Annotated in this window: 23 protein-coding genes; 8 read left to right on the top strand and 15 right to left on the bottom strand. The window is 61.2% G+C overall.

The genetic code is table 11. From position 1 onward, the window contains the following. Window positions 1-705 (top strand): response regulator transcription factor, encoded by a 705-nt coding sequence (locus GBEM_RS06745; protein ID WP_012529773.1) that lies wholly within the window; start codon window positions 1-3, stop codon window positions 703-705. 233 nt (window positions 706-938) lie between these two features. Here the strand turns inward: GBEM_RS06745 and metK are convergent, their stop codons facing one another. Beyond that, window positions 939-2,108 (bottom strand): methionine adenosyltransferase, encoded by a 1,170-nt coding sequence (metK, locus tag GBEM_RS06740; RefSeq protein WP_012529772.1) that lies wholly within the window; start codon window positions 2,106-2,108, stop codon window positions 939-941. 295 nt (window positions 2,109-2,403) lie between these two features. On the opposite strand from metK, the gene GBEM_RS06735 reads away from it, so the two are divergent. Continuing rightward, window positions 2,404-2,910: a hypothetical protein gene (locus GBEM_RS06735; RefSeq protein WP_012529771.1), complete on the top strand. Its 507-nt coding sequence runs from the start codon at window positions 2,404-2,406 to the stop codon at window positions 2,908-2,910. Window positions 2,911-2,973: 63 nt separating this feature from the next. On the opposite strand, the gene GBEM_RS06730 is transcribed toward GBEM_RS06735, so the two are convergent. Beyond that, window positions 2,974-3,492 (bottom strand): peptidylprolyl isomerase, encoded by a 519-nt coding sequence (locus GBEM_RS06730; RefSeq protein WP_012529770.1) that lies wholly within the window; start codon window positions 3,490-3,492, stop codon window positions 2,974-2,976. Window positions 3,493-3,687: 195 nt separating this feature from the next. Here GBEM_RS06730 and GBEM_RS06725 point away from each other — a divergent pair, with 195 nt between their 5' ends. After that, window positions 3,688-4,320, top strand: a complete 633-nt coding sequence (locus GBEM_RS06725) for a peroxiredoxin (RefSeq protein ID WP_012529769.1) — start codon at window positions 3,688-3,690, stop codon at window positions 4,318-4,320. 211 nt (window positions 4,321-4,531) lie between these two features. Here the strand turns inward: GBEM_RS06725 and GBEM_RS06720 are convergent, their stop codons facing one another. Beyond that, window positions 4,532-6,568, bottom strand: a complete 2,037-nt coding sequence (locus GBEM_RS06720; RefSeq protein WP_012529768.1) for an ATP-dependent helicase — start codon at window positions 6,566-6,568, stop codon at window positions 4,532-4,534. Between the two features lie 291 nt (window positions 6,569-6,859). On the opposite strand from GBEM_RS06720, the gene ligA reads away from it, so the two are divergent. Beyond that, the gene (ligA, locus tag GBEM_RS06715) at window positions 6,860-8,866 is read left to right on the top strand and encodes an NAD-dependent DNA ligase LigA (protein ID WP_012529767.1); all 2,007 of its coding nucleotides are present in this window, start codon (window positions 6,860-6,862) and stop codon (window positions 8,864-8,866) included. 4 nt (window positions 8,867-8,870) lie between these two features. Here the strand turns inward: ligA and GBEM_RS06710 are convergent, their stop codons facing one another. The 6 genes from GBEM_RS06710 to GBEM_RS06680 all read right to left on the bottom strand — a co-directional run bounded on the left by GBEM_RS06710 (window position 8,871) and on the right by GBEM_RS06680 (window position 13,972). Further along, on the bottom strand, window positions 8,871-9,500 hold the full coding sequence (locus tag GBEM_RS06710) for a four helix bundle suffix domain-containing protein (protein WP_012529766.1): 630 nt from the start codon (window positions 9,498-9,500) through the stop codon (window positions 8,871-8,873). A gap of 21 nt (window positions 9,501-9,521) precedes the next feature. Then, complete coding sequence (locus GBEM_RS06705; protein ID WP_012529765.1) at window positions 9,522-10,433, bottom strand: electron transfer flavoprotein subunit alpha/FixB family protein; 912 nt, start codon at window positions 10,431-10,433, stop codon at window positions 9,522-9,524. An 8-nt stretch (window positions 10,434-10,441) separates the two neighbouring features. After that, a complete protein-coding gene (locus GBEM_RS06700; protein WP_012529764.1) occupies window positions 10,442-11,218 on the bottom strand; it encodes an electron transfer flavoprotein subunit beta/FixA family protein in 777 nt (258 codons plus the stop codon). Window positions 11,219-11,464: 246 nt separating this feature from the next. Next, window positions 11,465-12,385: a diguanylate cyclase gene (locus GBEM_RS06695; protein ID WP_012529763.1), complete on the bottom strand. Its 921-nt coding sequence runs from the start codon at window positions 12,383-12,385 to the stop codon at window positions 11,465-11,467. 372 nt (window positions 12,386-12,757) lie between these two features. Then, window positions 12,758-13,033: a hypothetical protein gene (locus tag GBEM_RS06685; protein ID WP_012529761.1), complete on the bottom strand. Its 276-nt coding sequence runs from the start codon at window positions 13,031-13,033 to the stop codon at window positions 12,758-12,760. 57 nt (window positions 13,034-13,090) lie between these two features. Then, window positions 13,091-13,972, bottom strand: a complete 882-nt coding sequence (locus GBEM_RS06680; protein WP_012529760.1) for a pseudouridine synthase — start codon at window positions 13,970-13,972, stop codon at window positions 13,091-13,093. Window positions 13,973-14,607: 635 nt separating this feature from the next. Between GBEM_RS06680 and GBEM_RS06675 the strand changes: the two genes are divergently transcribed. Beyond that, entirely contained in the window at window positions 14,608-15,036 is a 429-nt protein-coding gene (locus GBEM_RS06675) for a MerR family transcriptional regulator (RefSeq protein ID WP_012529759.1), read from the top strand. 120 nt (window positions 15,037-15,156) lie between these two features. Beyond that, window positions 15,157-16,392, top strand: a complete 1,236-nt coding sequence (locus GBEM_RS06670; protein WP_012529758.1) for an endonuclease Q family protein — start codon at window positions 15,157-15,159, stop codon at window positions 16,390-16,392. Window positions 16,393-16,398: 6 nt separating this feature from the next. On the opposite strand, the gene GBEM_RS06665 is transcribed toward GBEM_RS06670, so the two are convergent. The 3 genes from GBEM_RS06665 to GBEM_RS06655 all read right to left on the bottom strand — a co-directional run bounded on the left by GBEM_RS06665 (window position 16,399) and on the right by GBEM_RS06655 (window position 18,592). Further along, complete coding sequence (locus GBEM_RS06665) at window positions 16,399-17,127, bottom strand: DsbC family protein (protein WP_012529757.1); 729 nt, start codon at window positions 17,125-17,127, stop codon at window positions 16,399-16,401. Window positions 17,128-17,189: 62 nt separating this feature from the next. Continuing rightward, entirely contained in the window at window positions 17,190-18,110 is a 921-nt protein-coding gene (locus GBEM_RS06660) for an ROK family protein (RefSeq protein ID WP_012529756.1), read from the bottom strand. Further along, window positions 18,110-18,592, bottom strand: a complete 483-nt coding sequence (locus GBEM_RS06655; protein WP_012529755.1) for an HIT family protein — start codon at window positions 18,590-18,592, stop codon at window positions 18,110-18,112. Before GBEM_RS06655 ends, GBEM_RS06660 begins: the two co-directional genes overlap by 1 nt. A gap of 322 nt (window positions 18,593-18,914) precedes the next feature. Here GBEM_RS06655 and GBEM_RS06650 point away from each other — a divergent pair, with 322 nt between their 5' ends. Together GBEM_RS06650 and GBEM_RS06645 are read left to right on the top strand one after the other, a co-directional pair. Beyond that, a complete protein-coding gene (locus GBEM_RS06650; protein ID WP_012529754.1) occupies window positions 18,915-21,164 on the top strand; it encodes an NADP-dependent malic enzyme in 2,250 nt (749 codons plus the stop codon). Between the two features lie 190 nt (window positions 21,165-21,354). Beyond that, on the top strand, window positions 21,355-22,092 hold the full coding sequence (locus GBEM_RS06645) for an energy transducer TonB (protein ID WP_012529753.1): 738 nt from the start codon (window positions 21,355-21,357) through the stop codon (window positions 22,090-22,092). 6 nt (window positions 22,093-22,098) lie between these two features. On the opposite strand, the gene GBEM_RS06640 is transcribed toward GBEM_RS06645, so the two are convergent. The 3 genes from GBEM_RS06640 to GBEM_RS06630 form a co-directional block, all read right to left on the bottom strand. Continuing rightward, a complete protein-coding gene (locus tag GBEM_RS06640) occupies window positions 22,099-23,982 on the bottom strand; it encodes a tetratricopeptide repeat protein (protein ID WP_012529752.1) in 1,884 nt (627 codons plus the stop codon). A 61-nt stretch (window positions 23,983-24,043) separates the two neighbouring features. Further along, entirely contained in the window at window positions 24,044-25,942 is a 1,899-nt protein-coding gene (locus GBEM_RS06635; protein WP_012529751.1) for a transglutaminase family protein, read from the bottom strand. Beyond that, on the bottom strand, window positions 25,923-26,750 hold the full coding sequence (locus GBEM_RS06630; protein ID WP_083770304.1) for a DUF58 domain-containing protein: 828 nt from the start codon (window positions 26,748-26,750) through the stop codon (window positions 25,923-25,925). Before GBEM_RS06630 ends, GBEM_RS06635 begins: the two co-directional genes overlap by 20 nt. Window positions 26,751-26,768 lie beyond the last annotated feature (18 nt).

Here is a 26,768-nt window from a genome sequence, read left to right as displayed (position 1 = left end):
ATGGCGGGAGAAAAGCCACAGATACTCCTGGTCGAGGACGAGATGCACCTGGCGCGGGGCATCACCTTCAACCTGGAGCAGGAAGGTTACTTGGTAAGCCACGTAGAAAGCGGCGAGGAGGCGCTGGAGAAGGTGAAGGTCGAGAAATTCGATCTCATCATCCTTGACGTCATGCTCCCCGGAATCGGCGGGTTCGAGGTATGCGAGAGGATACGGACGCTGGACTCCAGGGTGCCGGTGCTGATGCTGACGGCGCGCTCCGCCGAGAGCGACCGCATCCATGGCCTGGCCGCCGGCGCCGACGACTACCTGATCAAGCCCTTCAACCTGAAGGAGTTCCTGCTGAGGGTGTCGGGGATGTTGAGGCGTTCTGCCTGGTACCGTCCGGAGCCGGTCGAGGAAGGATATCGTTTCGGCGACAACGAGGTGTTCCTCCTCTCTTACCGGGCGCGGACCCGGCAAGGGGAGATCGACCTGACCGACCTGGAAGTGCGCATGCTCTCCCTGTTCTTTCACCGGGAGGGGGAGGCGATCCCGCGCGGGGTGATCCTGGAGAGCGTCTGGGGGTACTCGACAGACGCCGAGACGAGGACCCTCGACAACTTCATCGTGCGGCTGCGGAAGTACTTCGAGCCGGAGCCCTCCCGCCCCATCTTCTTCCAGACCGTGCGCGGGGTAGGCTACAGGTTCAGCAGGAATCCATAACGGCCGTTCAATGTTCAATGTTCAACGTTCGCTGCCCCCACCGCGGAGTCGGCAACGTCCTCCACACATCCAACAGATTGATTCACAAGAAAAGGCCCCCGGGAAAACTCCCAGAGGGCCTTTGTTTTTGAACGTCGGAACGTTGAACGTTGAACGGGTTATAAAGAAAGGCCCCCCGGAATTCCAGAGGGCCTTTTTTGTTTTACGTAGAATGTTGAACGTTGAACCGGTTCTTACAGCCCGGCTTTTTCCCTGATGATGGCAGCCTTGTCAGTGCGCTCCCAGGTGAACTCGGGAAGCTCGCGGCCGAAGTGGCCGTAGGCAGCGGTCTTCCTGTAGATCGGACGCAGCAGGTCGAGCTGCTCGATGATGGCGCGGGGACGCATGTCGAATACCTCGCGCACGATCTCGGAGATGCGCTTGGACGGAATCTTCCCGGTGCCGTTGCAGTCGACCATGACGGAGACCGGTTCGGCGACGCCGATGGCGTAAGCCACCTGAACCTCGCACCTTTCGCAGACACCCGATGCCACCAGGTTCTTCGCCACGTAACGCCCCATGTACGCGGCGGAACGGTCAACCTTGCTGGGGTCCTTGCCGGAGAACGCGCCGCCGCCGTGAGCGCCGTGCCCGCCGTAGCTGTCAACGATGATCTTACGGCCGGTAAGGCCGCAGTCGCCCATCGGGCCGCCGATGACGAAACGTCCGGTCGGGTTGATCAGGAACTTGGTCTTGGAGTCCATCAGGTTGGCCGGGATAATCTTCTTCACGACTTCCTCGATGATCCCTTCCTTGATCATCTCGTAGGAGACCTCAGGGGAGTGCTGCGAGGAAATGACAACGGTATCCACATGCACCGGCTTGTCGTCGATGTACTGGATGGAAACCTGGGACTTGGAGTCGGGACGCAGGAAGTCGAGCACGCCGGCCTTGCGAACGTCGGCCAGACGCGACACCAGCTTGTGAGCCAACAGAATCGACATCGGCATCAGTTCAGGCGTCTCGTTGCAGGCGAAACCGAACATGAGGCCCTGGTCCCCCGCCCCCTGCTCCTTGAACATCCCCTCGCCCTCGGTAACACCCTGAGCGATGTCCGGGGACTGCTTGTCGATGGAGGTAAGAACAGCGCAAGTTTCCCAATCGAAACCCATGGCGGAGTCGTTGTAGCCGATCTCGCGGATGGTCTCGCGGACGATCTTGGGATAGTCGATGATGGCGTTGGTGGTGATCTCACCGGCGATGACCGCCATGCCTGTCGTTACCATCGTTTCACAGGCTACCCGCGACTTGGGGTCCTGGGTCAGGATGGCATCCAAAATGGCGTCTGATACTTGGTCCGCAACCTTATCCGGATGACCTTCAGAGACAGACTCGGAGGTAAAAATAAAATCCTTCATTTCCATACGGTAAAAACCCCCTTACGAAGTGTGCAGCAGGTAGCCTAAAGCTGGGGAATTGTATAGTTGCCAATTCTCTTTGTCAATAATTAAATGGGACCAATTTCAATGATTTTGGACCGATAGAGAGAGACGCAAAAGATTAGTTAATTGATTCTAATTTTTTATCGGATACAATCTGCTTTTGCTTAGCCCAATGCCACATCGACCTCAGTCTCAGCTGTTGCAGCTACAGGCCGTGCTCCTGCTAAGAGTGGCGGCCAATCGTCTGATAGCGGGAGTCCTTTGGAAAGGAGGAATTATGAGAGTATTTTTTCTTCTGCTTCTCTGCTCAGTCATCACCGGTTGCGGTTCCTCAGGCTCTACGGGAGGAAGCGGCACGGAAGGAAACGTCCTGGTACCGCAACCAACTCCCGCGCCGGCGCAGATTGTCATCAGCACCAGCGGTCCCGCCCCCGATACGGTGCTCTACGGCGCACAGTTCACGCTGGCACTTCCCAAGGCGTTAACCGTTCCGGACCCAGCGGGGAACCTGCTGCCAGCCGGCGTGCTGCAACCCGCGCCTAGCGGGAGTTTCGCCGGAGCAGCTTTGGTCGGCACCGGCTCGGAGCCGGGACAAGTGCTGCTGGTCAACATCTCCCACCCCGGTGGATTCACCGTCGGCCCCCTGGCCACCCTGAACTGTACCCTTGCTCCCGGGGCCAAAATCGCCTCATCCGAAATCGTCCTCTCCGGCTTTTCCGCACGCGACCCAGACGGCGCCCCCATCGCCGGAGTAGTCCCCCATCTTGCGCTCAAAACGCAATGAGCGGCTGACGGAATAACCGCCAGCCGCCCATCTTTCTTTCGCTGCTGCAGGATAAGACGAAGCTTACTCCTCCACGAGCCTGATGGAGTTGATGAACACCGGCTCGACAGGAACATCCTGGTGCCCCGCCTTGTTGCCGGTCTTCACCTCGCGAATGGCGTCGACCACGTCCATCCCTTCGATGACCTGCGCAAAGACCGCGTAGCCGAAACGGTCCGGGGTCTTGCCTGAATGGTCGAGGAAGGCGTTGTCCACGACGTTGATGAAGAACTGCGAGGTCGCGCTGTCCACAACCGAAGTCCTGGCCATGGCCAGGGTGCCGCGCAGGTTTTTAAGCCCGTTGGTGGCCTCGTTCTTGATGGCGAACTTGGTCTTCTTGGGCTGCATGTCGGTGTCCAACCCGCCACCCTGCACCATGAAGTTCTTGATGACGCGATGGAAGATGGTGCCGTCGTAGTAGGCATCCTTGACATAGGAGAGGAAGTTGCGAACGGAAATCGGGGCCTTGTCCTTGAAGAGTTCGATCTTGACGTTGCCCATCGAGGTCTCCATGAGTACCACGGGATTCTTTTCTTCAGTCATTGCTATTACTCCTTTTAATTTGATATGGTCACCAGTCATTGCAGTTGCAGTCTTCAATACCATACAACCACGGCCGGTGGAAACTTTTTCCTCATTGTTGACGCGCTGAGGCCTGACGGTAATACTGTAGCGACCGCGAGTGTAACAGACGGTGACGAAACCGCAGCTTTCAGCCTATACGCACAGGAGAGACACATGAGATTAACCAGTTTCACACTGTTGGCGGCACTAGCTATCTCAATCGCCACGACCCCTTTTCCCTTGGCTGCGGCGGAATTGCAGTCGCAACAGGTGGCGAAGGTCGGGGAACCCGCTCCCGATTTCACCCTGGATGCCTGGGTAGGGACCGCCCCCGGTAAGGAATTCAAGCAGATAAACCTGAAAGAGCTGCGCGGCAAGTGGGTCGTGCTCTTCTTTTATCCCATGGACTTCACCTTCGTCTGTCCCACCGAGATCAAGGGGTTCAACGACGCACTGGCGCAGTTCGAGAAGCTGGACGCCGTGGTCCTGGGCGCCTCCACCGACAGCAAGTTCTCGCACCTGGCCTGGGTGAAGCGCGGCGACCTGGGGGCCGTAGGTTATCCGCTCCTTTCGGACATCAAGAAGGAGGCCGCGCGGAAGTACGGCTGCCTGGACGAGAAGGACGGCGTTGCGCTGCGTGCGCTTTACATCATCGACCCGCAGGGAGTGCTGCAGTACCAGGTGGTGCACAACCTCGATGTGGGAAGGAGCGTGGATGAGACGCTGCGCGTGCTGGAAGCGTTGCAGACCGGCTCGCTCTGCCCGCTCGGCTGGAAACCAGGCCAGAAAACCCTTGGAAAACCTTGAAACTTTTCAAACCAAAACCCTTGACAAGGAGAACATCTGAGAACTTCTGAGAAACCGAAATCCGAGGAACCCAAACTCAAGAACAACTGAAATTCTTTTTCCCGACAACCACAGTTTTTTCGTGCCCCCCCTTTGAGATGTACGAGGCTATTGCGTCCCCCCCTTTGCGAAGGGGGGACAGGGGGGGTTCGCCTCCGACGGTTTTCCGCCCTTACCCCATCATCGCCTTCATCTTGGCGAAGAAATCTTCCGCGCTCTTCTCGGCCTCTTCGGGGGTCACTTCCTTCACCACGCCGCTTTGCTGCACGTTGAGCACTCCCCCCGGGATCTCTTCGAGAAAACGCGACGGCACGCGCTCCTCCAGCTTTCCATACTTCTTCCGGAAGAGCGTCCGGGTCATCACCAGCTGCTGCCGCGCCCGGGTGATCCCCACGTAGCAAAGGCGCCGCTCCTCGTCGATGCTGTCGTCCTCGTAGATGGCGCGCTTGTGGGGCAGGATCTCGTCTTCCATCCCGACCAGGAACACGAAAGGAAACTCCAGCCCCTTGCTGGAATGCAGCGACATGAGCGTCACCGCATCCTTGCCGTGTTCCTTCTTGTCCTTGCCGGAGAAGCGGTCCTCGTCCATCAGCGACACCTTCTCGATGAACCCGCCCAGGGTCGCCTCGGGCACCCGCTCCTCGTAGGCCGCCATCGAGTTGATGATCTGCTCCACGTTCTCCACCTTGCGGCGGGCGGCCTTGGCGTCGTCTATGGTGCGGAAGATCTCCTCTTCTATCTTCAGTTTCTCGAAAAGGGCCTTCCCTTTCTCGGCGAGCCCTCCTTCCGCCCGGAACGCTTCGGCGGCGTCCAAAAGCGTGTGGTGGAAGGCGCGGACCTTGTCCTTGATGATGTCGGAAATCCCCTCGATCTCCTCCACCCGGCTGAAGGCCTCGAAAAGAGGGATCTCCTTTTCCAGCGACCACTGGTTGATGCGGATCACGGTGCTGTCGCCGATGCCGCGCTTGGGGAAGTTGACGATGCGCAAAAGCGCCACCTCGTCCAGCGGATTTGCGATCACCTTCAGGTAGGAGAGGGAGTCCTTCACCTCCTTACGCTCGAAGAACTGGGTCCCCCCCACCAGGACGTACGGTATGTCCTCGAAGCGGAGCTGCTCCTCGAAGGGGCGACTTTGCGCGTTGGTGCGATAAAGGATGGCGAACTGGCTGTAGGGGGCGTCCTTTTTGTAACGCTCAAGCTGGATCCGCTCCACGACGCTGGTCGCCTCCTCCTCGTCGTCCTGCACGATGCAGAGATCGATGAGGGGCCCCTCCCCCGAAGCGGTCCAAAGCCTCTTCGCCTTGCGCACCTTGTTGTTGCCGATCACGCTGTTGGCCGCTTCCAGGATGTTGCCGGTGGAGCGGTAGTTCTGCTCCAGCTTGATGGTCCGGCACCCCTTGAAATCCTTCTCGAAGTCGAGGATGTTGCCGACGTCCGCGCCGCGCCAGCCGTAGATGGACTGGTCGTCGTCGCCTACGACGCAGAGGTTGCCGCACCCGGCGGCCAGGAGGTTCACCAGGAGGTACTGCGAGGAGTTCGTGTCCTGGTATTCGTCGACCATGATGTAGCGAAAGCGCTCCTGCCAGTGTTTGAGGACCAGAGGGTGATGCTCGAGGAGCTCCGCCGTCAGCATGATGATGTCGTCGAAATCAATGGCGTTAAACGCCTTTAAGGCTGACTGGTAGCGCGGATAGACGAGCCCCGCCATCATGTCGATGTCATCCGTCGGGTTGGGGGTGAACCTCCCCGGCGGGATCAGCTTGTTCTTCGCGCCCGATATGCGCCAGATGATGCTTTCGGCGTCGTACTTCTTGCTGTCGGTATTCACCTCGCGGACGATCTGGCGCACGAGCCCCACCTGGTCCGCGGTGGAATAGATGGAGAAGTTTTTCTTGTAGCCCAGGCGCTCGATGTCCCGTTTCAGCACGCGCACGCCCAGCGAATGGAAGGTGGAAAGAACGATTCCCTTCGACTGCTTGCGCCCCACCAGGTGCTCCACCCGCTCCTTCATCTCCTTGGCGGCCTTGTTGGTGAAGGTGACGGCGAGGACCTGGTCGGGCGGCACCTTCTTGTCCAGGATGAGGTGCGCGATACGGTAGGTGATGACCCCGGTCTTGCCGGAGCCGGCGCCGGCGAGGACCAGCAGGGCCCCCTCCGTGTGCTTTACGGCGGCCAGCTGTTCGGGGTTCAATCGTGACAGGTCGAGCATGAAAACCTCATCAAAAGCGGGTAGTTCCGCCGGCAAGGCGGCAGTTTCCCCCGCGGCGCGGACGAAAAAAGAGCCGCGTCCGGGAAGGCGCGGCCCAACATAGTTACCAGAACGGCAGATCCAATGCAAGCCGCTATTCCATGCCGGTTTCAATCGCCGCCGCGGTGTGCTATAAAAGCTTGCTTCAGTGCAGCCCCCCCTCACCCGCCCCCTCCAAGTGGCGGGCGGTAAAGCAGGCCCGGGCTCCTGGCACCCAACAAAGACATTAAAGACCGAAAGAGGTTCAGGGAAATGGATAAAACTGCTGCGGCTCAAAGGATCAAGTGGTTAAGCTCGGAGATCGAGCGCCACAACCGGCTCTACTACGAACAGGACATGCCGGAGATAACCGATGCCGAGTACGATGCGCTCTTCCGCGAGTTGAAGGAGCTTGAGGCCTCCTATCCCGACCTCGCCCTCCCCGATTCCCCGACCGGCCGGGTCGGCGGGCGCCCGGTGGCGAAGTTCACCCAGGTGCGCCACACAACGCCCATGCTTTCGCTGGAAAACGCCTTCACGGAGAAGGACATCGTCGACTTCGATGACCGGATGAAGCGCTTCCTGGGGCTTTCAGGCGCAGAGGAGATCGGTTATGTTTGCGAGCCGAAGATGGACGGCGTCGCGGTGGAGTTGGTGTACCGTGATGGGCTCCTCGCCATCGGCTCTACCCGCGGCGACGGGTTGGTGGGCGAGGAGGTGACCCAGAACCTGAAGACCATCAAGGACATACCGTTGCGGCTGCAGACGGAGGAGCCTCCGGGGCTCTTGACGGTGCGGGGTGAGGTGTACCTGCCGCTGGAACCTTTCAGGAAGTTCAACCAGGAGCGCGAGGAAGCGGGGGAGCCACCCTTCGCCAACCCGAGGAACGCCGCGGCAGGATCCCTGCGCCAGCTCGACTCGAAGATCACCGCAAAGCGGCCGCTCAGCATCTTCTGCTACGCCCCTGGCGAGGTGGACGGAGTCGCCTTCCAATCGCAAAGCGATTTCCTCAGCACCATCCCCACCTGGCGCATCCCGGTCAACCCGCTGACGAGGCTCGTCCCGGGCGTGCAGGGGGTGCTCGACTACTACAACGAGATGATGGAAAAGCGCGACGATCTCCCCTACGAGATCGACGGCGTGGTAGTGAAGGTGGATCGGTTTTCCCTGCAGCGCGACTTGGGAGAGAAGAGCCGCTCGCCGCGCTGGGCCATCGCCTGGAAGTTCCCCCCGCGCCAGGCGACCACGGTGGTCAACGACATCGTGCCCCAGGTGGGTCGGACCGGCGTCATCACCCCTGTGGCGCACCTTGAGCCGGTGAACGTCTCGGGCGTCATGGTCTCCCGCGCCACACTGCACAACTGGGAGGAGATGGAGCGCAAGGACATCCGCAGGGGCGATACCGTAGTGGTCGAGCGCGCCGGCGACGTCATTCCCGCCGTGGTGCAGGTGCTGGTCGAGAAAAGGCAAGGGAGCGAGACGCTGCTTCCGGTACCGCAGGCGTGTCCTGTGTGCGGCGGCGAAGTGGTCAGGATACCGGGCGAGGTCGCCGTGCGCTGCGTCGGCCTCAACTGTCCCGCGCAGGCATTGGAACGGGTGAAGCACTTTGCCGCCCGCCGCGCCATGGACATAGACGGGCTGGGGGAGAAGTTCATCGAGCAGCTTCTGAACCTGAAGCTGATACGGAACGTCGCCGACATCTACCGGCTGACTGAAGAGGACTTCATGCAGTTCGAGCGCATGGGGAAGAAGCTGGCGGAGAACCTTCTGAATTCCATCGCCGCCAGCAAGGAGCGGGAGCTTTCGCGCCTGATCTTCGCGCTCGGGATACGGCACGTGGGGGAGCACACCGCGAAGCTTTTGGCCAGCGCCTTCGGGAGCATGGAGAATCTCGCGGCGGCGAGCGAAGAGGAGTTGACCTCCATCCGCGAAGTCGGGCCGCAGGTGGCGGCTAGCATCGCGGATTTCTTCAAGAGCGAAGAGAACCTGGAAGTGCTCAGGGAGTTAAAGGAGCACGGGGTTAATCCCAGGGTGGAAGAGAAGCGGGTTGGCGGCAGGTTCACCGGCAAGACCTTCGTCTTCACCGGCGCCCTGGAGAAGTTCACGCGCGACGAGGCGAAGAAGATGGTGGAGTTGGAGGGGGGGCATGCAGCCGGCTCCGTGTCCAAGAAGACCGACTACGTCGTCGCCGGCGCCGATGCCGGGAGCAAGCTGGATAAAGCGCAGCAGCTGGGCGTGCGGGTGTTGAGCGAGGATGATTTTCTGGAGTTGATGCAGTAGGGATTCAGCGGTGCTCTTTACGGTAGTGGTAGAGCCTTTCGGTGAAGCCGCCGTTTTCGGCGAAGTCACTCGCCAGCCGGTCCATCTGGCGCTTGAGCAGGTAGCTTGCCTGGTGCGTCAAGCAGAGCAGGATGTTGGCGCTCACTTCCGCGCTGGCGCTACGAAGCGCCTGCAGCGCAGACAGCAGCGGTTCGTCGAAAAACTCAGACCTGTCAGACCTGTCAGACCTGTCTGACCTGTCCGACTGGTCCGACAATGCCTTTCCCCTTTTCAGCTTCCCGGCGAGCCTGGCCCGCATGGCGCGCACGCGCGCCGAATCCTTGTCCCAAATCTCCAGCCGGTTCTGCCGCAGATAGTCTTCGTAGTCCCTGATCAGCTCGCCCAGACTGGCCCGAGCTACGCCGGTCAGCTTCAGCTCGGTCTTTTTGGAAGTCCCGGAGGCGAGCGACCCTTCGGCTATGTTCTGGACCCCGCTGCGCGCGGCCTGCACCATCTGGTCGTGGGTGCGCGAGCGCTTCTGCACAAACCGGTCGCAAAAAAGCACGGTGCCGTCATAAGCCGCCAGCGCAACGGCGAAGCTACGCAGCTTCCGGAAGCCTCCATGAGGCAGTATCAGTTCGCAAGCCTGGTCCATACCGGCTCCTCGTTGTTGCCCTCACTTAGCCAGCTTTGCGGTGAGAGCTGGAACGAACTGCATCACGTCCGCAACTACCAGCACGTCGGCCACCTCTCCGATCGGGGCCTCTTTGTCCTTGTTGACGGCTACGATGAACCCTGACTTCTTCATCCCCGCCAGGTGCTGGATCGCCCCACTGATGCCGCAGGCGACGTAGAGCTTCGGGCTCACAGTCTGCCCGGTGGTACCGACCTGATGCCCGGCGTCGATCCAGCCGCTGTCAACCACGGGTCGACTCGCGCCGACCTCGCCTCCCAAGACACGCGCCAGCGCGGCGATGACCTCGATATTCTCCTTCTTGCCGATACCGCGCCCGGCGCTCACTATCACCTCGGCCCGGCCGAGATCCACCCCTTTGGGCGGCGGTGGCTCATAGCCTAAAAACTCTACCTTCCCCTCCCCCTCCACGTCGATCCGTTGCAGCGCCGGCGAGCCTCCCGGCTTTACTGCCGGAAAAGCTCCCAACTGCAGGGTGAGCACCACGGGAGAACCGACCGGCTTTGCCTTGCGCCGCATCTTCTGACTGCAACAGGGAAGCTCGAAACCGTCCTCGGCGACCGCCACCACCTCGGAAAGCTGCGCCACCTTGAGCCCCGCCGCCACCCGCGGCGCCAGATCCCACCCGTAGGAGCTGTGCATCAACACCACGTAATCGGGCTTTTCCCGCTCGACTGCGGCGAGCACGACCAGCTTGTGCTGGTCGGGATTGCATTCGCCGTACTTGGCGACGTCAGCCAGGTACACTGCCCCCCCGCACTCCGGGAGCTCTCCCTCTTTCCCCACCAACAACACGGCAACGTCCGCGGAAAGCCGCGCCGCGAAACCAAACAGCTCGTAGCTGTAATCCAGAATTTTCCCGTCCCTGCACTCAGCTATCAGCAACGCTTTCATATCTCCCCCTAGCGTAAAAGCCCCGTCTTGTCCTTGAGTATCCCGATCAGCTTGTCCACCTGATCGGCGACGTCCCCTTCGAGGACGACGCCGGTCCCCTTCTTGGCAGGAGCGTAGAAGCCCGCCATCACCGTCCGCGGCTCCTCGTGCAACAGTTCGGACACCGGGACGGTCAGGATCTCCTTTTTCTTGGCCTTCATGATGTTGGGGAGCGTCGGATAGCGCGGCTGGTTCAGGCCCAACTGGCAAGTCACCAGGGCCGGGGTCTTAAGCCTCACCACTGCCCTCAGTCCCCCTTCGAGCTCCCGCTTGACGGTAACTGACCCCTCAGCGTATTCGAAACCGATCACGGTGGTGGCACAGGAATACTCTAACAGTTCGGCCACCATGGTTCCCACCTGGGCTGAGCCGCGGTCCTGGGACTGCAGCCCGGTGAAGATCAGGTCGTAGTTCTCCCCTCTGGCGCTGGCGGCTATCGCCGAGGCGATCTGCCAGGGATCTTTCAATTGGGAGGCGCTGTCCTGCACATGTATCCCCCGGTCGCACCCCATGGCGAGCGCCTTCTTGATTCCCTCCACCACCCGGTCTGGTCCCAGCGACAGCACGGTCAACTCCGGCTCGCCTCCCAGCTTTTCCTTGAGCCGGACCGCCTCTTCGATGGCGTATTCGTCGTACTCGTTGACGCGGAAGGCCATGTCTATCTCCGAGTACCAGACGCCAGAAGCATCGGGCCTGAATCTGGATTCCATGTCGGGGACCTGCTTTATGCACACCAGGATTTTCATGATTATCTCCTCCAGACCATTAATTGCCATTCCCCGATGCCGGCGCAAGGTCTGCGAAAGCAACATAGGAGAGGATATAGGACGACGTACCGCTGTCAAATGAACTAATGAAAGGTGCAGCGGTCGCCGGCTTCGGTTCGCGAAACTGACGAAGGATTTTAATAAGGAATGCCGTGTGGGATATCTAAGGGAAAGGGTAACGCCGCCGGAGGGGGGGCCGCATGCCGGGATTGACTGCCGGATGAATCAGACGTCCATGAGCTCTACCCTGTTCCGGCCGGTTTGCTTGGCCCGGTACAGCGCCTCGTCGGCCTGGCGGAACAAGGAGTCGATGTTATCGATACTGGGCGAGGGAAAGGTCGCCACGCCGGCGCTGATGGTCAGGGTGAGATCTTCCATGGGGGACGGGAAAGCGAATTCCAGCACCGCCTGCCTCAGGCGCTCGGCCACCATTTTCCCTCCTTCCAGCGAAGTCCCTGGCAGGACCAGGACGAACTCTTCGCCGCCATAGCGGGCGGCGCTGTCGTAGGCGCGCAACTGCTTCTGTGCCAGCCCGGCGACGGAAGCAAGCACCACGTCACCGTTTTGATGGCCGTAGGTGTCGTTCACGTTCTTGAAATAGTCTATGTCGATGATGACCAGCGAGAGGTTCTCCCGGTTGCGCCGGGCGCGGAAGAATTCCGATTCGAGTACCTCTGTGAGGTAGCGCCGGTTGAAGAGGTTGGTCAGGTGATCGATGTTGGTGAGTCTCTTTAATTGTTCGTTCGCCTTTTTCAGCTCGTCCTGCAGCGACTTGATCTTCAGCTGTACCTTGACCCGTGCCACAAGCTCGCCGGAATCGAACGGCTTGGTGAGATAATCGCTCGCCCCCTGCTCCAGCCCCCTAATTTTTGAGTTGAAGTCCATCATGCCGGTCAGCATGATGATCGGAAGCCCCAGCAACTCGGGTCTCGACGCGACGAGCTGCAGGAACTTGTAGCCGTCCATGCGCGGCATGTCGACGTCGCAGATCACCAGATCGGCCTTCGACTCGATCAGCGTCTTGAAGCCTTCGAGCCCGTCCCGCGCCTCGCAGTATTCCTCGAACAGTCCGACATCCTTGAGCGTCCGCACAACCTGCTCCCGGATGGCAGCGGAGTCATCGATCACGAGCACACAGCTGGACATGAAATCTCCCCAATAGCCTCAAATAATTCTTAACCGATTGAACGACAGGTACAGCGCCCCATCTTCATGCCTGGCTTGCTGTGCCAAATAGCATCATGCTGCAGGGATGGGGACGGCGACGAAGCACATATCGTCATTGTTTGTGGAAAGGCTTAATAAAGATGTAGATTATCAGCAGGAAAGGAAAGGAAGAAAAAGCCGCTACGAGATTACCGGCATAGAGCTGCCAAGTACCAAATCCTACGACGGCCAGGGTGAAAAAGATGATAAAAAGTGCGGCAGCTTTATTCATAGCGGGGATACTAACCAATATGCGAAGGCCTTGTCCAGTATTTAATGTACGGCAAAACCGCAATGTGACGGGTCTCAGCGTTACGGGGTATTCCAGTCCCAGCAGAACTTCAGTTCATCCTCGGTGACGAACAGTTCGCAGCAGGTTTTTTTGAAGGAAGCTTGGTCGGCTGCGCCATCCACTTCCTCCTGAACCGCTTTCTCGATCTCGGAATCGGAAAGATCCATCTTTTTCTCGAAGGAGCCCTCGATGAGCCCCTCCCGCCACCCGGCCTCCTTCAATTGCTTCTTGAACAGTCCGACATGGATCGCGTTGTTGACGCCGTAATCGACCAGCAAAAGCACGTTCTTGGCCATACCCGCCTCCGGTAACCGCTGTGATGCCGCCAACTAACCCTTCTGGCCCGATTTAGCTTACCACAAAAGCCTGCGCGCCGACTCGAACTCCAAAAGCCTCCCCGAGAGCGGGTCCCGAAACCGCACGCGCCTTGCCAGGAGTTGCAACGGCCGGTCGAAGTCGTCGGGCTGTTGGGGCTGAAGTTGCGGGTAAAGGCGGTCATGCAGAATTTGCAACCCGAGCCCGCTCATGTGGACCCGCAGTTGATGAGTCTTCCCCGTCACCGGTGTCAGTTGAAAACGAGCAGCGCCATCTCGTTGCTCCACCAACCGGATGAGCGAACGGGCGTTGGGGGGACCTTGCTCCGTTCGCATGGTGAACCACGGTTCCCCATGCACCAGCCTGTTTTCCACCAGCCATTCCGCCTGCCCCGGCTCTACCGGAGCTGCCGATATCGCCTCATAGCTCTTTTCGATGCTCCCCTCCCGGAACAACTCGCCGTAACGGCCGCGCGTTTTCGGGTTGGCGGAGAAAAGGACGATCCCGGCGGTTTCGCGGTCGATCCTGTGCAGCGGTACCAGGTCGTGGATGCCGGTAGATTCCCTCAACCGGTGCAGGAGGCTTTGGCTGAGGTACTCTCCCCCCGGCGTCACCGGCAGAAAATGCGGCTTGCATGCCACCAGGAGTTCGTCGTTTTGGAACAAGATCTCCTCGGCAAAGGGGATCACCTTCTCATTCTCGATCTCCCTGAAGTAGAAGATCCTTTTTTGGGGAGCGTAGCTGCTGGCGCTGGTGATGGGAGTCCCATCCTCGCCCAGGACCTTTCCCTGGGCTATGCGCCGCTCCCAGCAGCTGCGACTTACCTTTGGGAAACGCCCGACCAGAAAGTCCAGTACCGACGGGTACGGCTGCTCCATCCGGGGCATGGTGACTGTGGCGCGATACGGGGAGATCCCCATGCTGTCGTCTCCTTTTTGCTGTCGGTGCCGTATGCAGTGCCGGAATCGCGGGACTGGGAGGAGGATGAACGGGCGCAGCATAGCACGTAAGAAAGGAAAAGGGGACAGGCTACTTTATTTTTCGAAAAAGTAGCCTGTCCCCCTTTTTGGCGCCGGCAAAAAAAGGGGCAACCCGTCGGTTGCCCCAGTACTGGACGGCCCGGCAGAAAGGACCGATCACAAAGGTTGAATAGCCAGCACGGCACACGCATTGATCCGGAAAAGCCTGCCGGGGAGCCTTGAGTTAGCGTCACAATGAGCAATCGTTTTATTTATCCCAAGATCAACAAAAACGACCTTCTGCCCACGCCCGCGCAGCCTATGGCTCTGACAAGCAAAATCCCAAAACTCTGCCACTTTTGACAATCGCGCTTTTCATTGATACACGAAAAACATTGTTTTGTAAATGCCAGTTTTACACCTGGAAAGACAGTTCTGTTTCAACTGCCACTGAAGCGGCGGCAACCGTCACGACACCCGGCGAGTTACCATGGGGCGACAAGCGCCGCTTAGCTTCCCGCAGCAGGGCAAAAGAAATTGACAGCCGGAGCGCCATGCACTAGATTATCTTTAATTTTTTGCCCACGAGGACTCAAATGGACGACATCAAGGATGGCGAAGAAATAACCCCGATCGGGGATCTCGCCATAGCACTCGGACTTACCACCAGGACCATCCGTTACTGGGAGGAAGTCGGCATCATCGAAAGCGTGCAGAGAAACGACGGCGCGACGCGCGGCTTCACCCCGTACTACGTGCGCCGCATCAAGTTCATCATCAAGCTAAAGGAGCTCGGCCTCACCATCAAGGAGATGCAGGACCTATACGTAGCTTACGGTGAAGCGAAGCAGACCGAGCGCATGGTTCCCCGGCTGGTGGAGATACTGGACGAGCACATCGAGAAGATAGACGAAAAGATGGCGAAGCTGGCGTCACTTAGAAAAGACATCGTCTCTTACCGCCAGAAGATTTCCACCAAGTTCGGCGCCGGCCGTGACGGCGACGGCAACAAAAGTGACTCGTAATCACCGCTTTCCTTACGGGGCATCGTCCAGCGGCGACGCCCCTTTTCCTTCTTATCTACCCGACTCCCCCCTCACCCCAGTTGTCATCCAAGCCGCCTCAGGCGTGAGCGCGAAACTGCCGTGACCTTCATCGCAGACCTGCACATCCATTCCCGCTTTTCCATCGCCACAAGCCGCGACCTCGACCTGGCCTCCCTCTGGCACTGGGGACAGTTGAAGGGGATCCGCGTGGTCGGTACCGGAGACTGCACCCACCCCGTGTGGCTTGGGGAGTTGGAGCGGGACCTGGTGGCAACCGAGTCCGGTTTGTTCCGGCTGCGCCACGCCCCGCCGCAGCACCTGGTTCCCGCCAACTGCCGCGCCGAGGTCCTCTTCATGCCGACCGCCGAAATCAGCTGCATTTACCGCAAGGGGGGGCGCACCAGGAAGGTGCACTGCCTGGTCCTGCTCCCGGACCTGCAGGCGGCGCACCGGCTCAACCTGCTCCTTTCCCGCATCGGCAACCTGGGCTCCGACGGCCGGCCCATCCTGAAACTCGACGCGAAGGAGCTGTTGCAGATGGTGCTGGACGCGGCTCCCGAGGCGCTGCTGATCCCGGCGCACGCCTGGACCCCGCACTTCTCGGTGTTCGGCTCCGGCTCCGGCTTCGACTCGCTTGCCGAGTGCTTCGAGGAACTCACCCCGCACGTGCACGCCATCGAGACCGGACTTTCCTCCGACCCGGCCATGAACTGGCGCATATCGGCCCTAGACGGCATCACGCTCATCTCCAACTCCGACGCGCACTCCGCGGCCAAGCTCGGGCGGGAGGCGACGGTGTTTCGGACCGACCCCTCCTACCGCGGGATCCGGCAGGGGATAATTGAGGGAAACGGGGTGGCATCGACCATCGAGTTCTTCCCGGAGCAGGGGAAGTACCACGCGGACGGCCACCGCTGTTGCGGGGTCCGCCTCACCCCTGCGCAGACTATTGCAAACGGCTACCGCTGCCCTGCCTGCGGCGCCAAGGTGACGGTCGGGGTGCTGCACAGGCTGGAGCTGCTGGCGGACCGGCCGGAAGGGGCAAGACCGGAAAACGCCCCCCCGTTCCAGTCGCTGATACCGCTTCTGGATCTGATCGGGGGGGCGCTTAAGGTGGGGACGGGGACGAAAAAGGCTCAGGCGCTTTACTTCCACCTGCTGGAGCTGATCGGCAACGAGTTCCACATACTGAGAGATGCGCCGGTGGGGTTGATAGAGGAGGCTGCCGGCGCCACGCTGGCGCGCGGCATCGGCAAGATGCGCCTGGGCGAGGTGGAGATCGATCCCGGTTACGACGGCAGGTTCGGGATCGTCTCCATCTCCCCTTTGGCGTGAAGAAGGTTATTTCAAAAGCTCATCCAGCTTCTTGGTGTCGGCGCCGATGACCTGCTCCCCCTTGACGAAGAAGGTCGGGGTCCCCTGGATACCCACCTTTCTCGCCAGTGCGAGGTGCTCCTGGGCCAGCTTCTTCACCTCGGCGCTCGCCGGCTTGGCGGAGGCCGGAATCTCCTCGCCCAGCATCATGGCGTCATAGGCCTCGGCCTTGTTCTCGGCGGAAAGGATGTACTCGATCTTCTTGATGGCCGCCGGGTGCGCCAGCGGCGCGAAGAAGACGTACCTGGTCACGTCGCTTCTCTTGGTGAAGTACTCGGAAGCCTTCCTGCAGTACGGGCAGTCGGGGTCGGTGAACTCGATGACCGTCTTCTTGCCGTCCCCCACCTTGACCGCCTTGTCGAGCGGCAGCTCCTTGACCGCTTCCATCGCCTTGGCCGCCACCTGCGAGCTGAGCGCCTGCTTCCGCTCCGCCGTACGGCTCTTGAGGTCCTTCCCCACGATCTCGCCGGTGAGGATGAGATCCTTCTCCGGGTAGTAGTAGAAGATGTTGGGCCCGGAAACGACCTCGTACACACCCTTGATCTCTGTGGGGGTCATACTGTCGAAGGGGACCTGGGGGAACGCGCTGCGAAAGGCGTTTTCAGGGGAGATCGGGGCGGCGAACGACACACCTGCCAGAAGAAGCAGCACCGCTGCGGACAAACAAGCTGCCAGGATTCTCCGAGTAAACCACATAAGGCCTCCATTCTAGTTAATTAAAATTGCTGGCCGAGCCAGCGGCAACTATAGCATATGTTTCAGGAAAGGTGGGAGCGCGAGGAAATTTTTTCGGCGTCGAAGGCGGCTTGGGCAGCACCCAGGACACCGGCGTCCGGGCCGAGGGCGCCCTTGACGACGCAGGCGGCCGCCCCGGGAAGCGCAAGGGTGCGGGAGCATATCTCCCGGCGCATCGCCGGGGCCAGTAGCTCGAAACTCTCTGACACCCCTCCTCCCAGCACTACCGCTTCCAGGTTCAGCAGGTTGAGCACCCCGGCCACGGCGATGCCCAAGTAGCGGCCAGCCCCCTCAAAACGGGCGACAGCCGCGGCGTCCCCGCTCACCGCGCGCCGGGCGACGGCAGCGGCGCTGTCGTTTCCCGCGGAAATGGCGGTGGCAAAGGTGTACTGCTCCAGGCACCCCCGGTTGCCGCAGCCGCACGGGCGCCCCTCCGGTTCCACCGTCAGGTGCCCCAATTCGCCGGCCAGCCCGTTCGCCCCGGTCCAGAGCCGGCCGTCAAGTATCAGCCCCGCCCCCACCCCCGTGCCGATGGTGAGCATGAGCCAGGAGCGGTACCCTTTTCCCGCGCCGAAGCGCTGCTCGCCGACGGCGCAGGCGTTGGCGTCGTTTAGCACCAGCACCGGCACCCCCAGGGCGCGCGAAAGCTCCGCGCCGAGGTTTACCCCCTGCAGCGCCGGGAGGTTGACGCTGGAAAGGACCGCACCTTCACCCGAGACGAGACCGGCGACACCGATGCCGACGCCGGCGACCCTGACTCCCCGGGCCAGCGCCTCCCTTTGCAGCTGTTGCACCCTCCCCTGCAGCCGGGCTACAAACGGCGCGGGAGCCGTCACCGTCTCCGTCGGTTCGCTCACCCTGCTAAGCACCGCGCCGCCTTGGTCCACCAGGGCGAAGCGAAGGTTAGTCCCCCCGACGTCCACCCCGATACAGACACTTTCCATCACCCCTCCACTGCCGCCTGGAAAAACGGTAGCAGCCGGTCGTAAGTCGCCAAAAGCGCCTCCGGGATCACCCTGACGTCCGCTACCACAGTCATGAAGTTGCTGTCCCCGTACCAGCGCGGCACCACGTGCAGGTGCAGGTGGTCCTCGACGCCTGCGCCGGCGGCCTTGCCGAGGTTTATGCCGATGTTGAAACCTTGAGCGCCGCTGGAGCGGGCCAGTATGTCCCGGCAAAGAGCCACCTCGCGCATCAGCTCCAGCAGTTCGTCCGCTGTCAGTTCGCCCAAGTCGGCGCTGTGGCGGTTAAGCGAGATCAGCAGATGTCCGTTGGAATAGGGGTAGCGGTTCAGCATCACCCGCGAAAGCCGGGTGCGCCTCAAAATCAGCAGCTCCCTGTCGTTACCTTGCGCACAGAAGATGCATTCCGTCGCCGGCGGCTGAGTCAGATATTCTACCCGCCATGGTGCCCAAAGATTGTCCATCGCACCCCTCCGTTGCCCACTGACTGAGGGCTTGGTCGAAGAACGGCAGTCAATGCCGCAACAGAATTAATTTACAACGACCGCATGCCATTGACAATGGAATCGACAGTTTTGACAGCGACAAGAAGCTCTTTTCGAAGCTCAATGCCTTTAGCATTGCATTACGCGCCGCTCATTGTAGCGGTCCTGCGCCATGCTATACTTGTGGCCTTTCGGCCCTGCACCTCGTCTTAACAACCCGGACCGGAACAATGACAGATAGTACTTGTTTGGTCAATGAGCTGATAGCTCCAGGAGGGTAATTTATCTTGAGGAGGTAGCAATGACAAAGAAAATGGACGCTCTCGAATACCATGCAACCGGGCGCAAGGGGAAGATCGAGGTCATCTCCTCCAAGCCGTGTCTTACCTCCCGCGACCTCTCGCTTGCTTACACCCCGGGTGTCGCCGAACCGTGCCTTGCCATCGAGCAGGATCCCGAGCTCGCCTACCAGTACACGGCGAAGGGGAACCTGGTCGCAGTAGTCTCCAACGGCACGGCGGTCCTGGGGCTGGGGAACATCGGGGCCATCGCCGGCAAGCCGGTCATGGAGGGGAAAGGGGTCCTCTTCAAGCGCTTCGCCGACCTGGACGTCTTCGATCTGGAGGTGAAGTCGGAGAACCCGGACGACGTGATCAAGGTGGTGCAGCTGCTGGAGCCCACCTTCGGCGGCATCAACCTCGAGGACATCAAGGCGCCGGAGTGTTTCTACATCGAGGAGGAACTGAAGAAGACCATGAACATCCCGGTCTTCCACGACGACCAGCACGGAACGGCCATCATCTGTTCGGCGGCGCTCATCAACGCGTTGTCACTGGTCGGCAAGAAGATCGAGCAGGCAAGAATCGTGATCAACGGCGCCGGCGCCGCCGGGGTCGCCTGCGCGAACCTCATCCTCTCCCTGGGAGCAAGAGCGAAAAACCTTTTCATGTGCGACACCAAGGGGGTGATCTACAAGGGGAGAGCCGAGGGGATGAACCCTTACAAGGAGCGCCTGGCAAACGACACGCCGCTGCGCACGCTCGAAGAGGCGATGCGCGGGGCCGACGTCTTCATCGGGGTCTCCGCCAAAGGCGCCGTCACCCAGCAGATGGTGCGCGAGATGGCCAAGGACCCGGTGATCATGGCCATGGCCAATCCCCACCCGGAGATCACTCCGGAGGAGGTGCTCTCGGTCCGCTCCGACGTCATCATGGCGACAGGCAGGTCGGACTACCCGAACCAGGTGAACAACGTGCTCGGCTTCCCCTTCATCTTCCGGGGCGCGCTCGACGTCAGGGCCAGCACCATCAACGAGGAGATGAAGAAAGCCGCGGTTTTAGCCCTGGCGGAACTGGCGCGGGAGGATTGCCCCGACTCGGTCTGCCGCGCCTACGGCAACGAGAGCTTCACCTTCGGGAGAAACTACATCATCCCCAAACCGTTCGACCCGCGCGCGCTTTTGCGGGTGGCCCCGGCGGTGGCCCAGGCGGCCATGGATTCGGGGGTCGCCCGCATGCCGATCGAGGAGATGGCCAAGTACACCGAGTGGCTCGAAGCGCTGCAGGGGCGCGCCAAGGAGACCATGCGCCAGATCATCAACAAGGCGAAGTGCGACCCCAAGAAGATCGTCTTCCCGGAAGGGGACAACGAGAAGATCCTGAGGGCGGCCTACGCGCTGATAGAGGAGGGGATCGCCCATCCCATCCTGATCGGGAACAAGGCCAAGGTGCAGGAGAAGATAGCCGAGCTGGGGATGGAGCTTAACGCCACCGTAGTCGATCCCGAGACCTCGGAACTGACTGAAGGGTACGCCGCGGAGCTTTACAGGAAACGCCAGCGCAAGGGGGTGACCCTCTCGGAGGCGCGCCGCATCATGCGCCGCAAGTCCAGGAACCATTTCGGATCCATGATGGTGCACATGGGGGACGCGGATACCCTCCTCTCCGGCATCGACTCGCACTACCCCGACACCATCAGGCCGGCGCTGGAGATCATCGGCAGGCAACCGCAGCTCTCCGGCGTGCACGGCATGTACATGATGGTCTTTAAAAAGGGGATCTATTTCCTCGCCGACACCACGGTGGAGATCGACCCGACAGCCGAGGAGCTGGCCGAAACCGCCCTCCTTGCGGCGGAAAAGGTGAAGCTTCTCGACATCGTTCCCCGTATCGCCATGCTCTCCTTTGCCAACTTCGGGTCGGTGAACCACGACCTCACGGTAAAGGTGAAAAGGGCGGTGGAGATCGTCAAGCAGAAGGCGCCGGAGCTTGAGATCGACGGGGAGATGCAGGCGGACACGGCGGTGACCCCGGAGCTTCTGGAAAACTACACCTTCTCCACCCTCACCGGTCCCGCGAACATACTGATCTTCCCGGACCTCAACTCCGGTAACATCAGCTATAAGCTTTTGCACCGGCTGGGCGGGGCCGAAGCGATCGGGCCGCTTTTGATGGGAATGAAAAAGCCGGTCCATGTGCTGCAAAGAGGGGACGATGTCTCCACCATCGTGAACATGGCGGCGATAGCCGTGGTCGACGCCCAGAACCTGTAGCGGGACGGGGTACCCTGCGCCGCCCATCCCTCGCTGGACATCCCATCACCATAAAGGAAAGGGGCACCGTGAATACGGAGCCCCTTTCTTAGTCGCGCAAGGCTTCTTTTCATTGCCTTGTCCCCGGCTTATTTGCTATACATGGACGCTGTGTCAGCAGGTAATCAGGTGAGAAGGACGGGCAGTACCCATGGATGAAGTCTTAGCGCCGCTTGACGAAGCGGCCCAGCCGATAAAGCCCAACAAGCAGTTCATCACCGGACTAGTGGTGTCTCTGGCACTGCACCTTTTCTGCGCCGTCATCCTCATCGGCCTTCCCGGCGGGGGCGAACCGCCGCGGCCGCCGGTCACCTACGTCGACCTCAACTCCATTCCCACTCCTCGCCCCGCGGCTCCGGCTATACAGCCTGCCGCTTCCGAACCGGAACTTCCCGAGCCCGATCCCGCCAAGGCCGAGCCGATACCGGTCCCCGAGACCCCGCCCGCACCGCCGCAGCAGGTCGAAGTGCAGCAGCCTACGGCCCAGCCCGCACCGCCGCAACCGGCGCCCGCCGAAGAGAGGTCCGCGACCACCTTCGGGATGGGGCTCACCAAGGGGTACTTCAAGAGCCTGAGCGACGGCGACACCCTCCGCCCCGATGTGAAGGCTTACTACCTGGAAATCTTGCAGGGAGTGAACAACAAGTGGTGGCTGGAGCAGAAGGACCAGAAGGTGAGAACCATTGTAGTTAACATAAGCGTGGCGAGAAACGGCGAAATCGTGGGGAGCTTCATCCTGCAGAGTTCGGGGAACATCGTCTACGACCGGATGGTGCAAAAGACCCTGGAGAGTTCGGGTCCCTTGCCGCCGCTTCCTGCCAGCTTCCAGGGCGACGTCTTCAACGCCCCCATCCGTTTGGTCCCCCCGCTGAACCTGATGGCCTGGTAGCGGCCGCTACCCTTCTTCCAGTTCCAGTTCGATGATGTCCAGCCGCTCCTCCCCGGAAAGAGCGGAGAGCCTCCGAGAGGCGTCATGGCACCCGGGGTTGGCGCGAACAACCTCCCGGTACAGCTCTATCGCCTCGTCCGGCGTTCCCGAATCCTCCAGCAGCACGGCCAGCTCGTAGGCGATGCAGACCCGCTCCGGCTGGGAGATCACCTCCAGGGATAGGCCTCGACGCAGCAAGTCCTCGGCCCGGTCCGCCTCCCCCTTTTCACGGTAGCAGATGGCCTGCAGCGTAAGGCAGTCCAGCCGCCGGTGAGGGTTACGCGCAGCGGTGTCGAACTCCTTGATGGCGCCGCCGCACATCCCCATCTCTTTATAGCCGATCCCCAGATCGTAGTGCGACTCCAGCTCCTCGATGTCCAACTCCGCCTCGGGAGCATCCCCGCTCTCCGGATAGATCTCCTCCCACCCGCGCAACCGCTGCGAGAGGGCGGGCGCCGCCGCGTCCATCCGAGCTGGCTCTTCGTCCTGCGGCGCCTCCGTAGGGGCCTCCCAGTCCTGCACCTCCATAAGCTCCGGTGCTTGCACTTGGGGCAGCTCCTCCGCTTCCGCAAGTTGCTCCGGTTCAGGGAGATCTTCCAGTTCCGGCAGGTCTTCCGCCGCGGAAAGCTCATCCGATTCCGGCTGTTCTTCCCAGGGGAGGTCCGCGCCCGGTTCCTGAGGCAGGCTCAGCTCCAACGCCGCAGCGTCGATATCCAGCTCGACCACTGGGGCCGCCTCCTGGTCCAGCGGCTCCTCTTCCAGCGACTGCACCACTTCATCGAAGTCGAGTTCCAGGGAAAAATCGAGCTGCAGGTCGATCCCGTCCTGCGCCTCGGGCGGCAAGGCAGGCTGCTTCGCTTCAGAAACGGGAGCGTGTGGCACATGGGATGCGGCCTGGAAATCGGAGGACGCCACGGGGGCGCTCTCCAGCGGCAGATCGTCGTCCAGGTCGAGCTCTATCTCCTCTTCCCATGAGGCAAGCGCGGGAGCTTCGTCGGTAGCGGCGGTGGCGACAGCCGGTTCCGGCTCCCAGGAGCCGACGGGGGGTGCCGGTTCCGCGGCTACTGCCGGCAAGGGCGGATCGAGAGGATCGGGGAGTTCTTCGCCGGCATCCCCTTCCCCCCCGCTCTCCCAGGGCGCCGGGACGTCAGCAGCCACGCCGGGAATATCGCGGCCACAATCGAGCGCTTCCAAGGCGCCCGGCGTTGCGGCGTCCATTTGCAGTGGAGCAGCGGCGGAAGATTCCCCCGGCTTGCCGGGGAAAAGCTGCTGCAGGCGGAAGGCGACCACGTCCGCATCCGCTGAGTGACCGCGTGCGCGCAGCGATGCCGCCAGTTGCTCAAAGGCCGAATAGGAGTCGTCCTTGGCACCGGTAGCGAAGAGGAGTTCGGCATGTTTGAGGCGAGTGGCGCAGTGTTCGGCATCCACGCCCAGCATCTGTTCCACGACCTTGAGCGCCTCTTTGAGGGCGCCTTCTTTTTCGAACTGGGCCGCCACCTGACCGTACTCGGCCAGCGCGTTGCCGATCAGCCCCTGTTGGTGGTTCAGGGAAGCGACGGTGAGCGCTACCGCGGTGTTGCCCGGCGAAAGACGCTGTATCTGCTTATAGATGGCGATCGCCTTGAGGAAGTAGGAGTTTTCAGCGTAATGCTTGCCGATAAACTCGTACTCCTGGATCGCCTCTTCCTTGCGGCGGTCCCGCACCAGGAGTTCGGCCAGCCTTTGACGGTAACGGACATCGGAGGGATCCAAGGCCACCACTTGCTGGTAATCCTTGATCGCCTTGTCGATCTGCCCTTTAAGGACGAAGCGTTGGGCACTCTCCAGAATTTTTTCTTTTTTCGTAGCCACTTATAGCCTCATTAGACCAAAAAATCCGAGCTTCTAAAACTAAAGCAAACCGCGTCCGGTGTCAAGGACCATGCTGACGCAGTTCCCGGACTATTTCCTTCAATCTCGCCAGCTCTTCCTTTCGCAGCGGCCTGTCTCGGTAGACGGCGCCGCCGTAAACGGCTGCGAACTCGCGGATCAGGGGATCGTCCAGGCGCGACGACAGCTCGAAGAGCCCTTCCTCCCCGCTCGCGTCCCCCGGGTAGCGCTTGCGCGCGGCCCGCAGCATCTGCCTCAGCACCCTCTCCTCCTGGCTTGCCGGCCTCTTCTTGAGCCACAAACCAAAAGCCGCCAGCGGCAACATGAGCAACAACAGCGCCAGCGAGCCGCGCAGGAAGCCCGCAGGGAGACGCAGGTCGCGCGCCTTGCTCCCGGCCCGCCTCACCAGCGCGATCTGCTTGTCGAGGTCGTAACTTACCACAGCCTTGTCCCAGTAGAAGCTGATGGCATCGAAGTACATCGAGATTCCCCTGGCGGAGGCGGCACGCCTTGCCGACCCGAGCGCCCAGGCGCTGGGATCGACCGTCTGCCACCCTACCCCGTCGAGGTACGCTTCGACCCATACGTGCGCCATGTCCTCGGTCACCAGGTAGTACCCACCCATGTCGTTGTAGGTGCCGCCGCGGTACCCCCCGACCAGCCGGGACGGGATGCCGGCTACTCTTAGCAACGTGGCGTAAGAGGAGGCGAAGTATTCGCAGTTGCCCCGCCTTTTGTCGAAGAGGAACGAGTCCAGCGGCTGGGGGCCGACCGGGAGCTCGGTGTTGGCATAGGTGATCCTCTGGTTGCGGAAGAATGCTTCCAAAAGCCGCATCCGCTCCGGGGGACCGAGGCCGGCTCGGGCGAGTTCCCGCCCCTTGGCCAGGATGCGCTCGGGGAGCGTCGCGGGAAGCTGCAGGTAAAAATCGCGGTCTATCCCTCCCTTCACCTCAAGGGGCGTGCCTAGGACCGAGGTCGCTACGTACTTCACCTTCCTGTCCAGCGGCCGCCGGGAAGTGAAGACGGCGTCGTTGGCCTCGTCGTGGCGCAGCCCCGAGATGCTGCGGGTGGTATTCAGGGCGAGGAGGTAGGAGCTCTGCGAACGCTCCGGGTAGATCTCCTGTAGCACCGCGCCGCCCCTTTGGACCGGTGGCAGTTCCTCGGGGACCGGAAGCCTCACCCACGAATCGCCGCGGAATCCGTTCAGCACGACCCCGCGCCAGTAAAGCTTGTCTTCCGGGAGCCTGCCGGTTATGGCCCTTAGTACCGCCCCTTTCACCTCGGTGACGCTGGCCGCGTCTCCAGGCTGGACGCGGTCGGAAAGCCCGGTCTTTTTCCCTGCCGTCGCGTCCAGGAAATGCCACAGGGGGTACTGCGTCCTCGGCAAGAGCACGAAGAGCACGAGCAGGATGGGGAGCGAGGCCACGGGCATAAGTACCGAGACGGCAAGCACCTTCTTCCCCTGGTCAGGGGCAAGGGCGATGGCGGGGTCGTGGGCATGGAAGGTGAGCAGCACCAGCGAAACAGCCATGAGGAGCAAAAGCAGCAGCAGGTAAAGCAGGAAGATCGCGGAAATCTCGTAAAGCGACGAGGCGGCCAGGCAAAAGAGCGACAGCGCGAAGGCCTGCAGGTAATGCCTGCCGCTTCTCTCGCCCAAGAGCCTCACCGCCAGAAAGAGCACCAGGAGGTCCCCGGTAACAGGTACCAGGCGATTCACGCTGAAGCCGATGGCGTAGTAGAGAAAGAGCGCGATGGAGAGGGGGGTGAGCAGGCGCGCCGGCAGCGCGCGGCCGGTACGCTGCAGGTAAAACGCCCCCATGAGCGAGACCGGAAAGAAGTAACGGGGGAGCGGATCCAGGTACGGCTGCAGCGGTAGGTACCCCAGAAGCGCGATGCAGCCGGCAAGAAGGTTCAGCAGCTTTTCAATCTTTAGCTTCGCCATAAAGGGCAAGTTCTCCCAGAAGTTTGAGCCGGTGCCCGCGGGTAGGCGCCGCTGGGGCGATCACCTTCTCGCCCAACCTGAGCCCTACCTGACGCCCCCCCTTCACCAGGCGGTTCACCAGGAAGCAGCAGGCGCAAAGCCGCTGCTCCAGGTCGCGGCCGGGGATGCGCTCCAGGTCCAGGGTAAGCGGCTCCCCCGCCGTCGCCGAAAGCTCCTTTACCTTGAAGACGTCGTGTTTGGCGGAGAGGCGCCAGTGGATCAGCTTGAGCGGCTCCCCTCCCCGGTAATCCGAGATCTTGGCGAGGTCCCCCTCGTAGCCGGGGGCCGCGGCCGCGACCGCCTCCCCGGTATCCGGCTTGCCACCCTGCAGCGCAAGCCCAAGAGGCCGCGGCGCGGGAAAGACGATGAAGGTCGCGGGAAGGTCGATCCGGCTGTAGCGGATGAAGAAATTCACGGGGAAACGGGAGCTGATCACCGCGCTGGGGAGGCTGCTGCTGCCGCGGGAGGAAAAGGTGAGGAAAAGCGATGCCGACTCAGGCCGGCGCGGCTGGAGCATGAGAAACCAGACGAAGCCGGACGAGACCCCGATGTCGATGAGAAAGGAGGGAAGGAGTTTCTTGCGGTTCTCCAGGTGCACAGACAAAGGCGTCGTGGTGCCGGCGTAGACTTCGTCGGGAAGCTGGACCCGGGCGGAGAGCCCCCGGAGGTTCAGCCAACCAAGGACACCGGTCACCGCCATGAACCCCAGCATGGCGGCCACGATGAGAAAGAGCAGGTTGTTCCCGGTATTGACTGCGGAGACGCCCAAAAGCAGCGTAGCGGCGAT

The organism is Citrifermentans bemidjiense Bem (assembly GCF_000020725.1).
GTDB lineage: Bacteria > Desulfobacterota > Desulfuromonadia > Geobacterales > Geobacteraceae > Geomonas > Geomonas bemidjiensis.
This window is presented reverse-complemented; position numbering and strand designations above follow the sequence as displayed.

Bases quoted from the DNA above. Each gene is read 5' to 3' on its own strand.
- GBEM_RS06745 (WP_012529773.1), top strand. From the start codon at position 1: ATGGCGGGAGAAAAGCCACAGATACTCCTGGTCGAGGACGAGATGCAC.
- metK (WP_012529772.1), bottom strand. From the start codon at position 2,108: ATGGAAATGAAGGATTTTATTTTTACCTCCGAGTCTGTCTCTGAAGGT.
- GBEM_RS06735 (WP_012529771.1), top strand. From the start codon at position 2,404: ATGAGAGTATTTTTTCTTCTGCTTCTCTGCTCAGTCATCACCGGTTGC.
- GBEM_RS06730 (WP_012529770.1), bottom strand. From the start codon at position 3,492: ATGACTGAAGAAAAGAATCCCGTGGTACTCATGGAGACCTCGATGGGC.
- GBEM_RS06725 (WP_012529769.1), top strand. From the start codon at position 3,688: ATGAGATTAACCAGTTTCACACTGTTGGCGGCACTAGCTATCTCAATC.
- GBEM_RS06720 (WP_012529768.1), bottom strand. From the start codon at position 6,568: ATGCTCGACCTGTCACGATTGAACCCCGAACAGCTGGCCGCCGTAAAG.
- ligA (WP_012529767.1), top strand. From the start codon at position 6,860: ATGGATAAAACTGCTGCGGCTCAAAGGATCAAGTGGTTAAGCTCGGAG.
- GBEM_RS06710 (WP_012529766.1), bottom strand. From the start codon at position 9,500: ATGGACCAGGCTTGCGAACTGATACTGCCTCATGGAGGCTTCCGGAAG.
- GBEM_RS06705 (WP_012529765.1), bottom strand. From the start codon at position 10,433: ATGAAAGCGTTGCTGATAGCTGAGTGCAGGGACGGGAAAATTCTGGAT.
- GBEM_RS06700 (WP_012529764.1), bottom strand. From the start codon at position 11,218: ATGAAAATCCTGGTGTGCATAAAGCAGGTCCCCGACATGGAATCCAGA.
- GBEM_RS06695 (WP_012529763.1), bottom strand. From the start codon at position 12,385: ATGTCCAGCTGTGTGCTCGTGATCGATGACTCCGCTGCCATCCGGGAG.
- GBEM_RS06685 (WP_012529761.1), bottom strand. From the start codon at position 13,033: ATGGCCAAGAACGTGCTTTTGCTGGTCGATTACGGCGTCAACAACGCG.
- GBEM_RS06680 (WP_012529760.1), bottom strand. From the start codon at position 13,972: ATGGGGATCTCCCCGTATCGCGCCACAGTCACCATGCCCCGGATGGAG.
- GBEM_RS06675 (WP_012529759.1), top strand. From the start codon at position 14,608: ATGGACGACATCAAGGATGGCGAAGAAATAACCCCGATCGGGGATCTC.
- GBEM_RS06665 (WP_012529757.1), bottom strand. From the start codon at position 17,127: ATGTGGTTTACTCGGAGAATCCTGGCAGCTTGTTTGTCCGCAGCGGTG.
- GBEM_RS06660 (WP_012529756.1), bottom strand. From the start codon at position 18,110: ATGGAAAGTGTCTGTATCGGGGTGGACGTCGGGGGGACTAACCTTCGC.
- GBEM_RS06655 (WP_012529755.1), bottom strand. From the start codon at position 18,592: ATGGACAATCTTTGGGCACCATGGCGGGTAGAATATCTGACTCAGCCG.
- GBEM_RS06650 (WP_012529754.1), top strand. From the start codon at position 18,915: ATGACAAAGAAAATGGACGCTCTCGAATACCATGCAACCGGGCGCAAG.
- GBEM_RS06645 (WP_012529753.1), top strand. From the start codon at position 21,355: ATGGATGAAGTCTTAGCGCCGCTTGACGAAGCGGCCCAGCCGATAAAG.
- GBEM_RS06635 (WP_012529751.1), bottom strand. From the start codon at position 25,942: ATGGCGAAGCTAAAGATTGAAAAGCTGCTGAACCTTCTTGCCGGCTGC.